This window comes from Sulfitobacter sp. R18_1, from assembly GCF_017743915.1.
Taxonomy (GTDB): Bacteria; Pseudomonadota; Alphaproteobacteria; order Rhodobacterales; family Rhodobacteraceae; genus Sulfitobacter; species Sulfitobacter faviae.
The window spans coordinates 54,777-73,502 of the sequence record NZ_JAGHRG010000005.1 but is presented as its reverse complement, the minus strand read 5'-3'; the positions used below and the strand labels follow the sequence as shown (position 1 = coordinate 73,502).

Here is an 18,726-nt window from a genome sequence, read left to right as displayed (position 1 = left end):
TGAGACCAAACGGTCGCGCGCGGGGCGGCGGGGCAGGCTAAATCGCCGAGGGGCCCCTTTAGGGGATACGGCTATTTCGCTTGAACCGACGACAGGCGGGTGACAGGCCGGGATCAATCAAGGGTGGGTCCGAAACCCCTCTGGTTTTGGAGAGACCCGCAGCCCTCCGCCCTCCCGTCATCGGCTAAACCTCTGCGTTCAACCCCGCCAACATCCGCGCCTTCTCCCCCACATCATCGGGGCGCGAGATCGCCTCGGCCAGCGCTTCCAGAGACGCAATCGAATGCCCGGCGCGAAAACTATCGACATGGGGCAGCATTGCGCGAATGCCCGCCGCCTTGGGCGCAAAACCGTCCCAGCGAAGCAGCGGGTTCAGCCAAATGACCCGCCGCGCGGTCAGGTGTAGCCGCTGCATCTGCCGCGCCAGTTCCGCCGGATCGTCCCGGTCCAGCCCGTCGGTGATCAACAAGACCACCGCCCCCTGCCCCATGACCCGCCGCGACCAGTCGCGATTGAAGGCTGCCAGCGCCGCGCCGATGCGCGTGCCGCCCTCCCAGTCCTGCGCCTGCGCCCCCGCCGCGGCGAGCGCCGCATCCACATCGCGGGTCGCGAGATGCCGGGTGATATTGGTCAGCCGGGTGCCAAAGGTGAAACCATGCACCTGCGCCCAGCCTTTGCCCTTGCGGTTGGCCACCGCATGCAGAAAATGCAGGATCACCCGGCTGTATTGGCTCATCGAGCCGGAAATATCGCACAGCACGACGAGGTTCGGATAGCGCGCGCGCGGTGTCTTCCGATAAAGCTGGTCCGCCTCTCCACCCCGCCGCAGCGCCGCTTTCATCGTGCGCGCCACATCGATCCGCCCCCGCGCCGCCGCCACATTGCGGCGGCTTGGCATCGGCGGCACCGGCAGGTCGAGCTTGGCCAACATCCGTTTCGCCTCAGCCATTTCCGCAAGGCTCATCTGTTCGAAATCCAATGTTCGCAGCCGCTCCCGCGCGGACATGGTCAGGCTTGCATCCACCTCGACGAGAGTCTCCTCTGGCTGAGGCGCGTCCTCCCGCTCCGGTGCCTCCGCCCCGTCCAACAGGGCCTCTGCCGCGCGTTTCTCGGCGGGCGTGGCGGGGCGATCCTCTTGCACGCCGCGGATCGCGGGCAGCATCGCGGCCATCATATGCTCCAAATACCGCGGGTCACGCCAATAAAGCCGGAATATCTGCGCAAAGACCCGCGCCTGTTCGGGGCGGCTTACGAAACAGGCATGGAGCGTCCAATAGAAATCGCGGCGGCTGGTGAAGCCCACAGCGGCGACGGCCTCCACCGCCTCTACCACCCGCCCGGGCCCGATTGACAGCCCCGCCCGGCGCAGGGCGCGGGCGAAATGCGTGATATTCCCCGCCAGCTTGGGGTCGTCAGGCAGGTCCAAAGGCAGGTCTTCGGCCATCGCGCTCAGGCAGGCGCCAGCGATGCGCGGGCCTGATCGAGAATGCGCGCCGCCTCGGAGCCTTGCAGCTTGGCGATGTCATCTTGATACTTCAGCACAGCCCCCAGCGTATCGGCGATAACCTCGGGGCTCAGCGTGGTGACATCCAAGGCCAGCAGGCATTTCGCCCAGTCAATCGTCTCCGCCACGCCCGGCTTCTTGAACAGATCCTCGGTCCGCAATTGCTGGACAAAGGCCACCACCTCGCGGCTCAGCGCCTCTGCCGCCTCAGGCGCACGGGCAGCAAGGATCGCCATCTCGCGCGCCACATCCGGGTAATCGACCCAGTGGTAAAGACAGCGGCGTTTCAGCGCGTCATGCACCTCACGCGTGCGGTTCGAGGTCAGGATCACAATCGGCGGCTCGGGCGCGCGGATCGTGCCAAGCTCGGGGATGGTCACCTGAAAATCGCTCAACGCCTCCAACAAGAACGCCTCGAAAGGCGCATCGGTGCGGTCCAACTCGTCGATCAGCAGCACCGGGGCGCCGTTCTCATCCGGGCGCAGCGCCTGCAACAGCGGGCGTTCGATCAGGTAGTCGTCACTGAACAACTCCTGCGTCAGCGCGCGCCGGTCTGCGCCGCCGCCCGCCTCCGCCGTGCGGATCGCCACCATTTGTGCAGGAAAATTCCATTCGTAAACCGCGCTGGAGGCGTCGAGCCCCTCATAGCATTGCAACCGGATCAACCGCCGCCCCAGACCGGCGGCCAGCGCCTTGGCGATCTCGGTCTTGCCGACGCCCGCCTCGCCCTCCAAAAACAGAGGCCGCCCCAACGTGAGGCTGAGGAACACCACGACCCCAAGCGCGCGGTCGCAGACATAGCCCTCAGCGCTCAGCATCTCTTGGACCGCGTCGATCGTATCAATGTTTTTCATGGCCCCAGTGGTGCATTCCCGCCCCGCCTCGTCAAGAGGGCAGGTCGCGCGGCGGCAGATTGACGGGATTTCCCCGCGCTGGCATAGTCCCGCGCAATAAACGACGGCTTCCGGCAACAAGGGGGCCACAGGGGCGGATATGGGACAGAGCATTTCATCGCGATCCGGCGCGGCGGGGTCTGACATGCGCATCACCGCTGTCACCTGCGTCAAGAACGAAGGCCCGTTTTTGCTGGAATGGATCGCCTTTAACCGGGTGATCGGGGTCACGGATTTCCTATTCTACTCCAATGATTGCAGCGATGGCACCGATGCGCTGCTCGACGCGCTTGCCCGCCACGGTATCGTCACCCATCTGCCCAACCCGGCCACAAACCGGAACTACCAGATGCAAGCGCTCAAGGATGCGCGGCGCCACCCCATCGTCACGCAGGCCGATTGGGTCTGGATCGCCGATGTGGATGAGTTTCTGAACATTCATGTCGGCGATCACCGCCTGCCCGCCCTGATCACGGCCTGCGGCAACCCGCAGGCGATCTCTTTGCATTTCCAGTTCTTCGCCAATGGCGGGGTCGAGGATTTCACCGACGCCCCCGTTATCGCGCAATTCACCCATAGCCATAACCCCGACATCTGCTGTGCCGATACGGCGATTGAGGTTAAGACCTTGGTCCGGCAAGATTTTCCATTGGGCTACTACGGGGCGCACCGGCCCTTCCACGACGACACGAAGCACCATCCGCATTGGACCGATGGCGCGGGCCGTCAGGTGCCTAAGCCCTTCCGCAGCGCCGCCACCAAACGCCGCATCCGCGCCTTTCCCGCCCGCGGCGCACGGCGCTTTGCCACGCTGAACCACTACGCGCTGCGCTCGCTCGACAGCTATCTCGTCAAGAACGACCGTGGCGACGTGAACCGCGAACACCGCGCTTTTGATGACAGCTATTGGCGCGACCGGAACGATGCAGCTTGGGAGGATCGCTCGATCCAGCGTTACCTGCCCGTCTTGAATGAAGAGATTGAACGCCTAAAGGCGCTGCCCGGCGTCGCCGATCTGCATGCCGCCTCCGTGGCCGCCCACCGCGCGCGCCGCGACGCGCTGCTGACCGATCCCAGCTACCGCGAAATGCAGGCGCAGCTGCGCGCAGCCAGCCCGTTCTGCGCCGCCGAGGCCCGGATCCGCGCCGAGATCGGCCTCACATGACAGGGCCGCGGATCGTCAACCTCGGCCTGCCCAAAACCGGCACCACCACGCTCACGGATGCGCTGCGCCACGCCGGGCTCAAGGTCGCGGATTGGCGCATCCGCAAGGGCCAAAGCACCTCTCCCGAGATCACCGGAGCGCATGTAGGGCGGATCATCTATGCCGATTACTTCGCCAGCGGCGACCCGTTGGCGCGGCTGCATGAGTTCGACGTGATCAATGAGATGAGCGCCGTGCGCCATGACCGCAGCCTTTGGCCACAGACGGATTGGGGGGTGCTGAGCGCCATTCAGCACCACCACCCCGAGGTCAAGTTTCTGCTCTCGCACCGCGATCCGGCCAAAACGGCGAACAGCATGATGCGCTGGAATAACCTGGGCCGCCGACGCTTGCCGCAGGCCGATGTGCCGGGGCTGCCCCGCGGCTTTGGCCGCGACGAGGCCGAGCTTGCCAGGTGGATCGAAGGGCATTTCGCCTTCTGCCGCCGCGTCTTCGCCGGTTGTGCCAACTTTCTGGAGTTCGACATCGAAGACCCCGAGGCGCGCGACAAGATTGCCGATTATCTTGAGATCGACTTGCCGTGGTGGGGCCAAAGCAACACCGGCAAAGCGGAGGCCGGGTGATGCGGCTGACCCTCTTCATCGGCCCGACCGAACGCGCTGCCGCCCGGCTCCGCAACATCCTGCAACAGCAAAAGGACGCGTTGCTCAAGCAGGGGGTTCTCGCCGCTGACTGGAACCACGTCCGCCTCTATGCCGCCTGCGCCGCCCCGGAAGCGGTGGGGCTGCTACGGCACCGCCGCGGCTTGGACAGCCCCCTGATCGGCACCACCCTGCGCGATGAATTTCACGCGTTGATCCCCCATGAGTTGGCCGCGACCCGCGCCGATCATGTGGTGCTGAGCGCGGCGCAACTGGGCAATCTGCTGTCGCGGCCCGAGGAGCTGCGCGCCCTGCACGATCTGCTGCGCCCCTATTTCGACGACATCCGCGTGATCGCGCATTTGGATGACCAGGCGCGGACGCTGGTTGCGCATTACGGCTTTGCCGTCGCCGAAAGCCGCCGTCATCCGCTGACACAGGAATTGGCCTTGGCCGAGCGCGGCAACTGGTGGCATGGCGCGCTTGCTCAGAGAGAGACCGCCCCGGATTTTGGCCTTTTCCCTGAGGTGCAAGCCCCGCCCTTTTGGCTCGATTATCAAGCGCTGCACGCCCATTGGGCCGGCGTCTTCGGTGCAGAGAACATCACGTTTCGCCCGCTCGACCTACCCCATCTTATGTCAAAGGCCGGGGCCGGCGAGATCACCGAAAGCCTCGGCCTTTCCACGCCCCTTGGCCCCGTCGATCCCGGCCGCGCCCTCGCGGCCCTGCCCGCGCCTTGGCTGACGCGGATGCGGCAGTTCAACGATGTGCTGATCCGCTACCAACAGGCCCATGACCTCGCCTGTCCGCGCAGCACATGGAGCCAAATGTTGCAGGCGCTGCAAATCGGCGGTCCCGTGATTAAACCGGGGAGCCTCGCCGCGATCTCCGACCATTTCGCCCGCGACAACGCCGCACTCATCGCCCGTTTTCCCGCGCTGGATCAGGCGCTTACCCCCGACGCACCCGAGGCTGCGTGGCAAGAAGCCAACCCCCAGTTCGGCTTTCGCGCCACCCAATACCTCGCCGCCTTCGCCCACCGCATCCGCAGCACCGCCACCCCGCTTGCGCAAAAACGCGCAGAGGTTGAGGAGGGCCGCCGCTCTGCCGCGAGGTTCGAGGCGCTGTTGCACGATCCCGACGCCTCCGAAGAGACGCGCGCCGCCAATGCCCGGCTTCTCACCCGGCTAAAGGTCAACCACGAAACCATTCTGCGCGGCCCTTTCCGCCCCCACAACGGCGCGGCCCCTGCGGGCGAAGACCAACCCGCGCCCGCCTACACCGCCGTGCCCCCGCGCGCATTGCCGCCCGGCAACAGCGGCAATGTCATTGTCGCCTGCATGAAAAACGAAGCGCCCTATATCGTCGAATGGGTCGCCTATCACCGTGCCGTGGGCTTTGATAACTTCCTGATCTACACCAATGATTGCAGCGACGGCACCGATGCCGTTTTGGGACGGCTGCAAGATATGGGCATTCTCCAGCACCGCAACAACGACGATTGGAAAGGCAACTCCCCCCAACAACACGCGCTGAACCAAGCGCTGGAGGAACCGCTCGTCCGCCAGGCGGAATGGATCGCGCATATCGACGTGGATGAATTCGTCAACATCCGCACCGGCAACGGCAGGCTCGAAGACTTCTTCGCCGCCGCTCCCGAGGCCACGAATATCGCGATGACGTGGCGCCTCTTCGGCCACAACGATGTGACCGCCCTGTCGGAGGCCCCTGTGATCGGCCAATTCGACCATTGCGCACCGAGCTTCTGCCCCAAACCCCATACCGCATGGGGGTTCAAAACGATGTTCCGCAACCTCGGCGCCTATGCCAAACTCTCCTGCCATCGACCAAACAAATTGGACGAAGCCGCGGTGTCCGAGGTCAAATGGGTCAACGGTGCGGGCCACGACATGACGCGCGACGCGCTGCGCAATGGCTGGCGGTCCTCGCGCAGCAATATCGGCTATGACCTGCTACAGTTAAACCATTATGCCCTCCGGTCAGCCGACTCCTTCCTCATCAAACGCCAGCGCGGGCGCGCCCTTCACGTCGACCGCTCCATCGGGATCAACTATTGGATCCGGATGGACTGGAACGACCACCGCGAGCTGTCGATCCAGCGCAACCTACCCCGTCTGCGCGCCGAGATGAACCACCTCCTCACCGACGACAAACTGCGCAAACATCACCAAGCGGGCCTCGACTGGCACCGCGCCAAGGCCGAAGAACTGCGCCAGACACCGGAGTTCCGCGATCTCTACCGCCAAGCGCTTAACATCAAGTTAACCGCGACAGAGCGGGCCGCCTATGCCCTTGCCCTCGATATGGAAAGCTGACCCGTGACACAGGCCGCGGCCCCGTCTGAACCCAATTTCATCCACTCCCGCGGCATGAAATTTCCCGACGATCCGGCGATCCTGCGCGGGCGGATCCGCAAGCTGCTGCGACAGAACGCCTATGAAGCCAAGGAGAGTGAGGCCGCGCTGCGCGTCGTCCGGGAAGGCGACAGGGTGATCGAACTAGGCGGCGGGGTTGGCTATATGTCGACGCTGGTGGCCAGCAAACGAAATGTCGCCTCAGTCCATAGCTTTGAGGCGAACCCCAACCTCATCCCCTATATCAGGCGGGTCCACGCAGCCAACGGGCTGTCCAACGCCCATGTCACCAACGCGATCCTCGGCCCCAACCCCGGCAAGGCGGATTTCTATGTGCGCGACTGCATCCTGTCGTCTTCCCTGACCCGTTTCAAAGACGAAGACCCACCTGAAACCCATCAGATCGAAGTGCTCGACGCGGCTCAAGTCTTTGCCGACCTCACCCCAAGCGTTTTGATCTGCGACATCGAAGGGGCCGAGGTCGATCTCATTCCCACCCTGCCCCTCGACACCCTCCGCGCCGCGATCATCGAATTGCACCCCCAATGGATCGGCCCCGATGGCGTTAACAAGGTCTTCGCCGCCTTCATGCAGGCGGGCATGGCCTATTATCACCGCGGCTCGCACAACAAAGTCGTGGCTTTCCGCCGTAGGTGGTAACACCCCTTCGACAGCCGCGCCCCCGGAAAACCGTCACATTCTCTTCAATTTCTCACGGATTTTCCGCATTTTCGCCCTAATATCCGGCTACACCCAGCTGAAACGGCGGTTCTGTACCGCCCCGACAAGCCCGAGGATGCCCGATGCCGCGCGAGACGCCCACGATCGAAAGCTCACTGGCCGATATGCCCAAACGCAAATGGCTGCGCGCGATTGAGGCCGTCGCCGAAGAAGACGGCTATTTCCAATCTCTGGGCAAAAGCCACTTCTCCGCTTTCATCGAGCGTGAGACGACCCTGCTCGTCACCTTCGAGACCTACCAAGGCATGCATGCGCTCTCTGACAAGGCGCAGCCTTTGGGCTGGGACATGGTGCGCAATCACGACTGGTCGCATCTGTGCCTTGCCAGCGACGGAGACACATGGTTCCGCGCCGAAGAGGTCTATGCCTATTTCGACCGGCTGATCGACGACGGCTTCTTCGACGAATTCGACCAAGTGCTCTTCTACGGCGCGGGCCCCTGCGCCTATGCTGCCGCCGCCTATTCCGTAGCCGCGCCCGGCGCGGCAGTGGTGGCGATCCAACCGCAGGCCACGCTAAACCCGCGCATCACCGAATGGGATGACCGTTTCGCCGATATGCGCATCCTCGATTTCACGTCCCGCTATGGCTATGCGCCCGATATGCTCGACGCCGCCGAACGGGTCTTTGTCCTCTACGACCCGCGCGAGAGGCTCGACGCGATGCATGCGGCGCTCTTCACCCGTGCCAATGTCACCAAATTGCGGATGCCCTTCATGGGCGATGCGCTGCAAACCGACCTGCTAGAGATCGACCAGCTCGACCCGCTGTTGCAAGCCGCCGCCGAGGGCACGTTGGACGCAACCCGCTTCGCCGCCCTCTACCGCGCGCGGCGCGATTACCTGCCCTATCTGCGCAACCTCAGCCAAGCGATCAACACCCAAGGGCGCGAACTGCTGCTCGAAGCGCTTTGCGCAAATGTCTCGGCCCGGATGAAAGCGCCCCGCTTTGCCCGCCGCCTCGAACGCATCCGCGCCAGACGCAAGGCCCGCGTGGCCGAGGCCGCGACCGCGACCGGATAGGTTTTCAATCTGGCGCGCGGCCCCGCTCTGTGCTAGCCCCGCGCCCATGACACAAAGCCTCACGATCCGCCGTCCCGATGACTGGCACCTGCACCTGCGCGACGGCGACATGCTGCGCGCCGTGGTCCCGCACAGTGCCCGCGATTTTGCCCGCGCCATCATCATGCCCAACCTCGTGCCCCCCGTGGTGACAGGCGCTCAGGCCGCCGCCTACCGCGACCGGATCATGGCCGCCCTGCCCGAGGGCGCGGATTTCACGCCCCTGATGACCCTCTACCTGACCGAGGAGACGGACCCCGACGATGTCGCCCGCGCCCATGCCGAGGGGCTGATCCACGCCGTCAAACTCTATCCCGCAGGCGCCACCACCAACTCTGCCAGCGGCGTGTCGAACTTCGACAATGTCGCCCCGGTGCTCGACCGCATGGCCGAAATTGGCCTACCCCTTTGCACCCATGGCGAGGTCACCGACAGCGAGGTCGACATCTTCGACCGCGAGGCCGTCTTCATCGACCGTGTGCTCGACCCGATCCGCCGCGCCCACCCCGCGCTGCGCGTGATCATGGAACATATCACCACCGCCGAGGCCGCCGACTACGTCCGTAGCAACGACAGCGGTCTTGCCGCCACGATCACCACGCACCACCTCGTGATCAACCGCAACCACATCCTCGCCGGCGGCATCCGCCCGCATTATTACTGCCTGCCGGTCGCCAAACGCGAGACCCACCGCCGCGCCCTGCGCCAAGCGGCCACTTCCGGTGATCCGCGCTTCTTCCTCGGCACCGACAGCGCGCCCCATACCGATGGCGCGAAACTCCAGCCATGCGGCTGCGCGGGCTGTTTCACCGCGCCCAACACGATGTCGATCCTCGCTCAGGTGTTCGAAGAAGACGGCGCGCTCGACAAGCTCGAAGCCTTCACCTCGCTTAACGGCCCCGCCTTCTACGGCCTCCCGCCAAACGAAACACAAATCACCCTGCGCCGCGAAGCCCCGAGCCATCCGGTCAGCATCCACACGCCCGACGGCCCGGTCACGGTCTTCGACCCCGGTTTCGATCTGCACTGGACCACCTGATCTTCATCCTTTCTCAAATACCGCTCCGACCTCTCCCCACCCAAGGACGCCTGCCATGATCCCCACCAGCCACCCAAGCCCCCAAGAAATGGCCCGCCTCACCGCGCGCATGTTGCTGGAAATCGGCGCGGTGCATTTCAACGCGGAGGAGCCCTTCACGCTGGCCTCTGGCCTGACGTCGCCCACCTATATCGACTGCCGCAAGCTGATCTCCCACCCGCGCATCCGGTCCACGCTGATGGATTTCCTCGCCGTCACCGTCATGCGCGACGCGGGCTTTGAGGCCTTCGACAATATCGCCGGGGGCGAGACGGCGGGCATCCCCTTCGCCGCCATGGTCGCCGAACGGATGGCCCTGCCGATGACCTATGTGCGCAAAAAGCCCAAAGGCTACGGTCGGAACGCGCGGATCGAAGGTGAGATGACGCCGGGCCAGCGCGTGCTGCTGGTCGAAGATCTGACCACCGATGGCGGCTCGAAACTCAGCTTCGTCGACGCGATTCGCGAAACCGGGGCGACTTGTGCCCATACGGCGGTGATCTTCCACTACGGCATCTTCCCCCAGACCGAAAAGACCCTTGGCGACCATGGCGTTACGCTCCATGCGCTCTGCACATGGTGGGACGTGCTGGCCGAGGCCCGCGCCCAAGGGGCCTTTGACGCCGCCACGCTGACGGAGGTCGAAGCCTTCCTGAACGCCCCGCGCGATTGGCAGGAATCCCGCAAAAGTTAACCGAATTTTCGCAAGATGTTGACCGAAGGCCCCACCACAAGGCAAAATGTGGTGGGGCCTTTTGTCGGTAAAGATATCCACAAAAGATACAATTTGCGCCGGACGAACCCACTGGCTATGAGGTCCATCTGGGTAGAAATGGGTGAGGTCATGAACGAGATTACATCGCTGAACGCGAACCAATTGGCCGTGCAGGCACCGGAATCGATGCCGCATTCGATCGAGGCCGAACAGCAGCTTTTGGGCGCGATCCTGACCAACAATGACGTCTACGACCGTGTCGCGTCCGTCATCGGGCCCAAGCACTTCTACGAGCCGGTCCACGCCCGCATCTTCGACATCGCGGCCCAGCGGATCGCCAAGAACAACCTCGCCTCCCCGGTCACGCTCAAGGCCTTTATGGAGGACGATGAGGGGCTGAAGGAGCTGGGCGGCCCGGCCTATCTGGCCCGCCTTGCCGGTGCGGCGATCAGCGCCTTCGCCGTGCGCGACTACGCCCAAATGATCTATGACCTCGCCGTGCGCCGCGACCTTATCCAGCTGGGCCGTGACATCTCGGCCAAGGCCGCGCAGGTTGATGTCTCTTCCGAGCCGCGCGAGCAGATCGTCGAGGCCGAGCAGGAGCTTTACAAGCTGGCCGAACAGGGTCAGGTCGAAAGCGGTTTCCAGTCCTTCCTGAAGGCCGTCACCGACGCGGTGAACGTGGCAAATGCCGCCTACCAGCGTGACGGGGGGCTTTCGGGCGTCTCCACCGGTTTGATCGACATGGACAAGAAACTGGGCGGGTTGCACCGCTCGGACCTTCTGATCCTCGCCGGGCGCCCTTCGATGGGTAAGACCTCGCTTGCCACCAACATCGCCTTCAACGTGGCCAAGGCCTACAAGCGCGGGATGAAGCCCGACGGCACCGAGGGCGCCATCGACGGCGGCGTCGTGGGCTTCTACAGCCTCGAGATGAGCGCCGAACAGCTCGCCTCGCGGATTCTCTCGGAAGCTGCCGAGATCCCCAGCCACCAGATTCGCTCGGGCGACATGACCGAGGCCGAGTTCCGCCGTTTTGTCGACGCCGCCAAGGCGCTCGAAGCCTGCCCGCTCTTCATCGACGACACGCCCGCCCTGCCGATCAGCCAGCTTGCCGCCCGCGCGCGGCGCTTGAAGCGGACCCACGGACTCGACGTGCTGATCATCGACTACCTACAGCTGGTGCGCGGCACCGGCAAATCCGAGAACCGGGTGAACGAGATTTCCGAGATCACCATGGGTCTCAAGGCCATCGCCAAGGAACTCGACATCCCGGTGATCGCCCTGTCGCAGCTCTCGCGCCAGGTGGAAAGCCGCGACGATAAACGCCCGCAGCTCTCGGACCTTCGGGAATCGGGCTCGATCGAACAGGACGCCGACGTGGTGATGTTCGTGTACCGCGAGGAATACTACAAGGAACGCGAGAAGCCGGGCGATCACGAGCTCGACAAGATGGCGGTCTGGCAGGAAGAGATGGAGCGTCTGCACGGCCGCGCCGAGGTGGTGATCGGCAAGCAGCGTCACGGGCCCATCGGCACGGTGGACCTCAGCTTCGAGGGCAAGTTCACCCGCTTTGGCAACCTCGTGCAGCCTTGGCAGCAGGGCGGCGGGGACGATCAGGAGTTCTGAGGGGCTGACGGCTTCCGTCTTCCCTGAACAACGATCTTAAAGAACTTAGGGCCATCGCCTGCCCGCGGGTGGGCGATGCAACAGAAGTTCGGTACCACTTTATCCTTCAACCGCGATGTGCGTTTCGCGGGGTCCTACCCAGCCTCACCAAATCGCCTACCCGTCCGGGCGGGCAGGCGATGGCCCGGCGCCTGCGGCTTGATTCCGGGCTTGGTGGCAGCGGCATAGGCCCGGTGTTTCCACCGAGCCCCTCCGCGTCACTCAGCCGCCGATTTCTCCTCATACATCAGCCCTTTGGCGGTCCCCTCCGGAAAACCCTTCCAGTAGCTGTGGTCCTCCTTCTCGGTCCCATCCTCCTCGACCGACCAGACGCCGTCGTTCGAGTTCTCTACTAGATCGAGATACGCCGCCTTCTCACTCTCACCCTTCAAATGTCTGTCCATCCACGCGGTCACGAAATGCTGCGCGATGTTGTTCATCCGCGCCGTGTCCCAGACCGCGTCGGTGTAATGCTCGGAAATGTTGAAGCCCTTGTCCTCGCTGAAGTAATAGGCTTCCTCTGGCGCCGGCATGGGCGCGCCCGCGTTATGGCCCGCGTTCATGTAGGTCAGCAGCGCGCGGTCCACGCTCAAGGTGTTTTCCCAGATCGCCCGGATACCGTTTTCGTAGAGCGAGGTATCGTCCTGCGAGCCTGCGATGAACAGCATCGGGATCTGCACCCCCGCCAGCCCCTCGGCATCCCAGAAGCCGCGGTTCATGCCCCAAGGGCCGAAGGCCACGGCAGTCTTGATCCGCGGATCGGGCAGCGCGTCATGCGTCACAGAGCCCGCCTGATGAATGCCCAGCGTTCCATGCGGCCCGCCCCATGTATAGCCGACCGAGGTCTCCGTCACCCCGCCCCCGGCGGTGATGATCGCGCCGTAGCCCCCCATGGAATAGCCGATGAGCCCGGTGTTCTCGGCATCGTAGAGCCCCGCGAAATCACCGCCCTCCGCGGTCTTTTGCGCCATTTGCTCAAGCACGAAAAGCTGGTCCAGCGAGCGGTTCACCAGCGTCGAGCCAAAGGCTGCCTGCGTGCGGTAGGTGCTGTCGGTGTGGTCGATAGACGCCACGACATAGCCCTTGGAGGCGAGGTTCTCTGCCAGATGCGACATGAGGTACCGGTTGCCCGGATAGCCGTGGCTGATCAGTACGAGCGGAAAGGTCTCGCCCTCTGCCGGATCGACGTCGCGCATCGCTTGGCCCTCAAGCGAGACCTCGGTGGTGCCGTCGCGGAGATAAGCCTTGAAGGAGGTGTCGCCCTCCGCCCCCTCGGCGGCGGGATAATACATCTCAACCGTGAGCGGCCGGTCGTAGCGCGGCATCTCCTCGGGCTGGTCGGCGGCGGGGTCGATGGCGAGGATGTCGATCTGGTCGGGGTTGACCATCTCCAAAGTGCGCACCCCCACGGCATGATCCCCATAGGCCGCAAGTTCGGGCGCATTCGGCAATTGCTGGTCGATCCGGTTTTCCGCCTGCGCTGCGCCAGCGGTAAGGCCCGCGGCAAGCAGGGCTGTGGTGGTCATATGTCGGTGCATGGTTCGTCCTCCCTTGAATTGGGCCAAGCCTACCCGCGCCACGGGAACAGGCAAGCGCCCTTCGGGTAACGTTACGGAAGTTTCACATCTATCCCCGCGCGGCGCGTGCCACTTCGGCCTCGCTCAGCCCGTATTTCCCGGCGAATTTCGTTCGGGCGGCCAGCAGTCTTGGATCATCGGGCCGCATGCCCAAGGTGCGGATGAAAGCCACCCGCTGCTGCTGTTTCAAAGCCTCGGTGTCGATATCGGTGCCCATGGCCCGGTCAATGATCTCCCCGCCCGGGCTGACGTGGAACCACTTGTTGAAGTCGCGAAAGTGATGCTGGTTGTGCAGCCGGGTGACATGTCGCTCCACCGCCGTTTTCGGCACCGTCAAATGTGCCGTCATGTGAAACCACTCATAGCCTAGAAAGGTCAGCACCCCGCCCAGAGGCACGATCGCCGTGGCGATCCAGATGCTGGCCTCGAACCCCAAAAACGCCGCGATGCCCCAGACCAGAAGGAAATTCCCCACGAGCATCGGCAGCGCGACCCAGACCGGCACAAAGAACAGCCCGTGATTGGTCGGGAAATCATGGTGCCCGTAATGCGCGCGGTAAAGCAGATCAAAGGCCCACTGCCGCTTGGGCGGGGCAAGGTGAAAGACATGCCGGTGCAGGTTATACTCATTAAGCATCTGCGCCGCGACCCCCAGCGGCACCAGCGCCCAGCACCACAGCGGCGCCCCCCAAAGCATCGCAACAAAGGCCACCACAGCGGCCAGCGCCATGAGCGACACGCCCGCATGGCCGAACATGATCTTGATCCGTGACATCCGCCTGACCTCCCCATCCTGCGCATCCGGTAGGCAAAACTGTAACAAATCCCCCGCCTGCCTGTCGCGCTTGACGTTAGGTGCCCTTGTCCGCTTGACCTCCCCCCTCATTCCGGCCCACATCCGCGCATGAGCAAAGCGACCCTGACCATCGACCTACAAGCCATCGCCGACAACTGGCGCGCCCTCGACCGTATGACAAAGGCCGAGACCGCCGCCGTGGTCAAAGCCGACAGCTATGGGCTGGGCGCCGCCCGTGTGGCCAAGACATTGGCCGAGGCCGGTGCACGGCAGTTCTTCGTGGCCCTGACCGAAGAGGGCGTGGCCCTGCGCCAAGCCTTGGGCGAAGGCCCGGTGATCAATGTCTTTTCCGGGCATATGGCGGGCGATGCGGAGGCGATTGCCGGTGCCGCGCTGACGCCGATGATCAATTCGACAGAGCAGCTGCTGCGCCAGTTTGAGACCCTGCCCGGCCATGCTTTCGGCATCCAACTCGACAGCGGGATGAACCGGCTGGGGATGGAGCCTGCGGAATGGGCGGCCCTGCGCGACATCGCGCTGAGCCAGAACCCAACGCTCATCATGTCGCATCTGGCCTGCTCGGACGCGCCGGATCATGAAATGAACGACGCGCAACTGCGCAGTTTCAGCGACATGACCCAAGGGGTCGAGGTGCCGCGCTCGCTCTCCGCCACGGGGGGCATTTTGTTGGGGCCGGAGTATCATTTCGACGTCACCCGGCCCGGCATCGGTCTTTATGGCGGGCGCCCATTCACAGAGGCGCGGCCCGTGGTCACCCTCGACGTGCCGGTGATCCAGACCCGCAGCGTCACCCCCGGTGAGACTGTGGGCTATGGCAACACCTGGACGGCGGAGAGCACCGTGACGCTCGCCACAGTGGCCGCGGGCTACGCCGACGGGCTTCTGCGCGCGATGGGCAATGCGACCGGCACCGCCTGTTTCCAGCATGAGGGCGTTACCCTGCCCATCCTTGGCCGCGTTTCGATGGACCTGATCACGGTGGATGTTTCTGCATTGGAGGAGGTGCCCGCGACCCTGCAACTGCTGGGGCAAAGCCAAGGCGTTGACGATTTGGCGGATTGGGCGGGTACGATCGGCTATGAGGTGCTGACCTCTTTGGGCACAAGATATGCGCGAAACTACGCCGGTTAGGTCGGCGATTTTCCCCCGCGTCGTAGCACGCCGCTGAGAGGGTCGCTGGGCGCCTCACTGCCACCCCCCCACGGCACGCCTTGCCCCTGCCCTGCGCCGCCGATCACGAATTGCACGGCGCAGACGCAAAAAACTTCCGAAAAACCTAAGGTTGTGCCATAATCTCGGCAAAACTACGTTAAATCCTCAGCATAATTCCGCAGGGAATGGGAACAAAGAAGGATAAGGAGGCGTTGGTCGGCAGAAACTTGCTTAGTAGCTCTTCCAGGGGGGAGAAAGTATGTCCCAGCTTCGTTCCTTTGCCTACCTCATCCAATTCGCCTTTCAGCGGCTCGCCGTTGTGGTCTTTGCCCTTGCGGCGCTTGCTCTTACCGGGGCCAGCATCATGGCGGCCCTTGGCCTGTGGAATTGGATCAGCCTTGATCTGCAATACGGCGGTGAGCCTGTCGAAAACGCCGGGATGTACGCCCAACTGGCGCTGACCGTCCTTGCCGTGGGCCTGTGCTTTTTCCTACCCACCAACCGCCGTGTCATGCAGCTTGAGACCTCGCACCGTCAGTTCAATGTCGGCATGCAGGACGTGGCCCGCGCCTATGCCGCCGTGCACGCCGCCGACCGGGCCGAAACCTTTCAGATGAGCTCTGAATTCGATTCGGTGCGCGAACGTCTGGCCTATCTGCGCGATCATCCCGACCTCGCCACGCTGGAGCCCGCCGTGCTGGAGATGGCCGCTCAGATGAGCCATGTGGCCCGCGATTTGGCCGAAGTCTATTCGGATGAGAAACTGGCTCGCGCCCGCAGCTTCCTCAAGCAGCGTCAGGAAGAGGTCGAACTCTTCAACAGCCGCCTCGATCAGGCCAAAGCGATCTCGACCGAGATGAAACATTGGCTGCATGAAGTTGAACTCGAAGAAAGCGTCGCCGTGGCCCAGCTTGAGCGTCTGCGCGAGGAAATGCGTGAGATCATGCCCGAGCTTGGCCTTGAACGTGTGGTCCAAACCGAAACACCCGAGCGCAAGCCTGAGACGACATCGCTCGACAATATCGTGATCGACCTGCCGCCCAAAGCCGCTGAGTAATACCAGCGGCGGCATCCGGCCCATTGGGTTCCCCCCCGGGATCATCACCCAAGGGCCGGATGCTTTTCCTTTGACGCCATCGGGCACCTGCGCGAAAAGGGCCCATGGCCAAATCCTCCTCCAGTTTTTCCTGCGCCGAATGCGGCGCGAAACATTCCAAATGGTCCGGGCGCTGTGACGCCTGCGGCGCTTGGAACTCCATCGTCGAAGACAAAGGCATCTCCGCAGGCCCGCCCAGCAAATCCTTGGGCGCAAGGCGCGGCTCTGCCATTGAACTCACTGATCTTGCCACACAAGAAACCCCGCCCCCGCGCGCACAGTCGGGCATCGCGGAGTTGGACCGCGTGTTGGGCGGCGGGCTGGTGCCCGCCTCGGCGATCCTCGTGGGCGGCGATCCCGGCATCGGGAAATCGACCCTTCTGCTGCAAGCCGCCGCGCATTTCGCCAACTCCGGCCTCAAGACGATCTATGTCAGCGGGGAGGAAGCCAGCGCGCAGGTCCGCATGCGCGCGCAACGTCTGGGGCTTTCGGACGCGCCGGTGAAACTGGCCGCGGAAACCAACCTGCGCGACATCCTAACCACGCTCGAGGCCGAGCGCCCGCAGCTTGCCATCATCGACTCGATCCAAACCATGTGGGCCGACAACGTCGAAAGCGCGCCCGGCTCGGTCAGTCAGGTCCGCGCCGCGGCGCATGAGTTGACCAGCTTCGCCAAACGCCGCGGAGTCGCGGTGATCCTCGTGGGCCATGTCACCAAGGAGGGCCAGATCGCTGGCCCCCGCGTGGTGGAGCATATGGTCGACACCGTGCTCTATTTTGAAGGCGAGCGCGGGCACCAGTTCCGCATCCTGCGCGCGGTGAAAAACCGCTTCGGCCCGGCGGATGAGATCGGCGTTTTCGAGATGACGGGCGGCGGTCTGTCAGAGGTGATCAACCCCTCGGCGCTGTTCTTGTCAGAACGCGGACAACCCTCCCCCGGTTCGGTCGTCTTTGCAGGCATCGAAGGCACCCGGCCCGTCTTGGTTGAGCTTCAGGCGCTCGTGGCCCCCTCGCCCCATTCCCAAGCACGCCGAACGGTGGTGGGCTGGGATTCGGGGCGTCTGGCGATGATCCTCGCGGTCTTGGAAGCGCGCTGCGGAATTCCTTTCGCGGGGCTGGATGTCTACCTCAATGTGGCGGGCGGGATGAAGATCTCCGAACCCGCCGCCGATCTTGCCGTGGCCGCCGCGATCCTCTCGGCGCGGGAAGACGCGGCCCTGCCCGCCGAAACCGTTGTTTTCGGTGAGATTAGCCTCTCCGGTGCGCTGCGCCCCGCCAGCCAGACGGAAAACAGGTTGAAAGAGGCGCAAAAACTTGGTTTTACGAGCGCTATTGCACCGCGCGGCGGCAAGGCTGTGGGTGTGACCGGAATTGCGCTGAATACGATGAGCGATCTGACCGGATTTGTTGGCGAAATTTTCGGGGCGGGCTGATCCCCCCTTAGACGAGGGCGAGAACGCGCATGGACGGTTTTACCATTATTGACGGGGTGGTCGCGGTTGTCATCGTGCTATCGGCATTGCTGGCCTATGGCCGTGGGCTGGTGCGCGAGTTGATGGCGATTGTCGGCTGGATTGCAGCGGCTGTGCTGGCCTTTCTCTTTGCGCCGCAGGTCGAACCGCTGGTGCGTGAACTGCCCTATGTGGGCGAATTCTTGGCCGATAGCTGCGAATTGTCGGTGATCGGTGCCTTCGCGCTGGTCTTTGCCGCGGCGCTTATCGTGGTCTCGCTCTTCACGCCGCTGTTCTCCTCGCTCGTGCACCGCTCAATGCTGGGCGGCGTTGATCAGGGGCTGGGCTTCATCTTCGGCGTGGTGCGCGGCGTGCTGCTCGTCGCGATTGCCTTCTTCGTCTATGACACGGTCATCACCGGTGAGCGGACCACCATGGTCGAAAACAGCCGTTCCGCCGCCGTATTCTCGCGCTTCACCGGCCAGATCGAAGAAAAAGACCCGCAAGAGGCGCTCGGCTGGATCACCAACCGCTATGAGGCGCTGGTGGGCAAATGTAGCGCCTAAGGCCTTCATAATCTCTTAACACAATCCTTTTAAACAGGCGGCCAGAGCATCATGGCCGCCTGTTTTGCGTTTGGGCTTGGCAGGTTACGGTGGCCGCCTCCTTGGCGGGCAATGCGGAGCTTTATCCTGCCTCATGCCCCCCGCAGGCGACATGCGGGGTGACAGCCGCTTGCGAAGCCCCTACATAGGCAGCGACCTCACCCGGATTCGGAGTTGCCCCGTTGTC

General features: G+C 63.8%; 16 protein-coding genes. 12 read left to right on the top strand and 4 right to left on the bottom strand.

Annotated elements, in window-relative coordinates:
- Window positions 1-184: 184 nt before the first annotated feature.
- Complete coding sequence (locus J7392_RS11395) at window positions 185-1,444, bottom strand: VWA domain-containing protein (protein ID WP_209217655.1); 1,260 nt, start codon at window positions 1,442-1,444, stop codon at window positions 185-187.
- Between the two features lie 5 nt (window positions 1,445-1,449).
- Window positions 1,450-2,358 (bottom strand): MoxR family ATPase, encoded by a 909-nt coding sequence (locus J7392_RS11390; protein ID WP_209217654.1) that lies wholly within the window; start codon window positions 2,356-2,358, stop codon window positions 1,450-1,452.
- 184 nt (window positions 2,359-2,542) lie between these two features.
- Between J7392_RS11390 and J7392_RS11385 the strand changes: the two genes are divergently transcribed.
- The 8 genes from J7392_RS11385 to J7392_RS11350 all read left to right on the top strand — a co-directional run bounded on the left by J7392_RS11385 (window position 2,543) and on the right by J7392_RS11350 (window position 11,802).
- Complete coding sequence (locus J7392_RS11385) at window positions 2,543-3,562, top strand: glycosyltransferase family 2 protein (RefSeq protein WP_209217847.1); 1,020 nt, start codon at window positions 2,543-2,545, stop codon at window positions 3,560-3,562.
- The gene (locus tag J7392_RS11380; RefSeq protein ID WP_209217653.1) at window positions 3,559-4,185 is read left to right on the top strand and encodes a sulfotransferase; all 627 of its coding nucleotides are present in this window, start codon (window positions 3,559-3,561) and stop codon (window positions 4,183-4,185) included. Before J7392_RS11385 ends, J7392_RS11380 begins: the two co-directional genes overlap by 4 nt.
- On the top strand, window positions 4,185-6,539 hold the full coding sequence (locus tag J7392_RS11375) for a glycosyltransferase family 2 protein (RefSeq protein WP_209217652.1): 2,355 nt from the start codon (window positions 4,185-4,187) through the stop codon (window positions 6,537-6,539). Before J7392_RS11380 ends, J7392_RS11375 begins: the two co-directional genes overlap by 1 nt.
- Before the next feature lie 3 nt (window positions 6,540-6,542).
- Complete coding sequence (locus tag J7392_RS11370; RefSeq protein WP_348540701.1) at window positions 6,543-7,238, top strand: FkbM family methyltransferase; 696 nt, start codon at window positions 6,543-6,545, stop codon at window positions 7,236-7,238.
- A gap of 143 nt (window positions 7,239-7,381) precedes the next feature.
- Window positions 7,382-8,341: a phosphoadenosine phosphosulfate reductase gene (locus J7392_RS11365; RefSeq protein WP_209217651.1), complete on the top strand. Its 960-nt coding sequence runs from the start codon at window positions 7,382-7,384 to the stop codon at window positions 8,339-8,341.
- Window positions 8,342-8,387: 46 nt separating this feature from the next.
- Window positions 8,388-9,419: a dihydroorotase gene (gene pyrC, locus J7392_RS11360; RefSeq protein ID WP_209217650.1), complete on the top strand. Its 1,032-nt coding sequence runs from the start codon at window positions 8,388-8,390 to the stop codon at window positions 9,417-9,419.
- Between the two features lie 55 nt (window positions 9,420-9,474).
- The gene (locus J7392_RS11355) at window positions 9,475-10,152 is read left to right on the top strand and encodes an orotate phosphoribosyltransferase (protein ID WP_209217649.1); all 678 of its coding nucleotides are present in this window, start codon (window positions 9,475-9,477) and stop codon (window positions 10,150-10,152) included.
- Window positions 10,153-10,302: 150 nt separating this feature from the next.
- A complete protein-coding gene (locus J7392_RS11350; RefSeq protein WP_067268251.1) occupies window positions 10,303-11,802 on the top strand; it encodes a replicative DNA helicase in 1,500 nt (499 codons plus the stop codon).
- A 257-nt stretch (window positions 11,803-12,059) separates the two neighbouring features.
- Here J7392_RS11350 and J7392_RS11345 read toward each other — a convergent pair whose 3' ends face one another.
- Together J7392_RS11345 and J7392_RS11340 are read right to left on the bottom strand one after the other, a co-directional pair.
- Entirely contained in the window at window positions 12,060-13,367 is a 1,308-nt protein-coding gene (locus J7392_RS11345) for a dienelactone hydrolase (protein ID WP_209217845.1), read from the bottom strand.
- Window positions 13,368-13,467: 100 nt separating this feature from the next.
- Window positions 13,468-14,193, bottom strand: a complete 726-nt coding sequence (locus tag J7392_RS11340; RefSeq protein ID WP_209217648.1) for a sterol desaturase family protein — start codon at window positions 14,191-14,193, stop codon at window positions 13,468-13,470.
- 129 nt (window positions 14,194-14,322) lie between these two features.
- On the opposite strand from J7392_RS11340, the gene alr reads away from it, so the two are divergent.
- From alr to J7392_RS11320, 4 genes are all read left to right on the top strand, one after another.
- Window positions 14,323-15,366: an alanine racemase gene (alr, locus tag J7392_RS11335; protein WP_209217647.1), complete on the top strand. Its 1,044-nt coding sequence runs from the start codon at window positions 14,323-14,325 to the stop codon at window positions 15,364-15,366.
- A gap of 280 nt (window positions 15,367-15,646) precedes the next feature.
- The gene (locus J7392_RS11330) at window positions 15,647-16,444 is read left to right on the top strand and encodes a DNA repair protein (protein WP_209217646.1); all 798 of its coding nucleotides are present in this window, start codon (window positions 15,647-15,649) and stop codon (window positions 16,442-16,444) included.
- A 104-nt stretch (window positions 16,445-16,548) separates the two neighbouring features.
- Entirely contained in the window at window positions 16,549-17,916 is a 1,368-nt protein-coding gene (gene radA, locus J7392_RS11325) for a DNA repair protein RadA (RefSeq protein WP_209217645.1), read from the top strand.
- A gap of 29 nt (window positions 17,917-17,945) precedes the next feature.
- Window positions 17,946-18,500 carry a CvpA family protein gene (locus J7392_RS11320; protein WP_067268241.1) on the top strand — a complete coding sequence of 185 codons (555 nt, stop codon included), beginning with the start codon at window positions 17,946-17,948 and terminating at the stop codon, window positions 18,498-18,500.
- Window positions 18,501-18,726 lie beyond the last annotated feature (226 nt).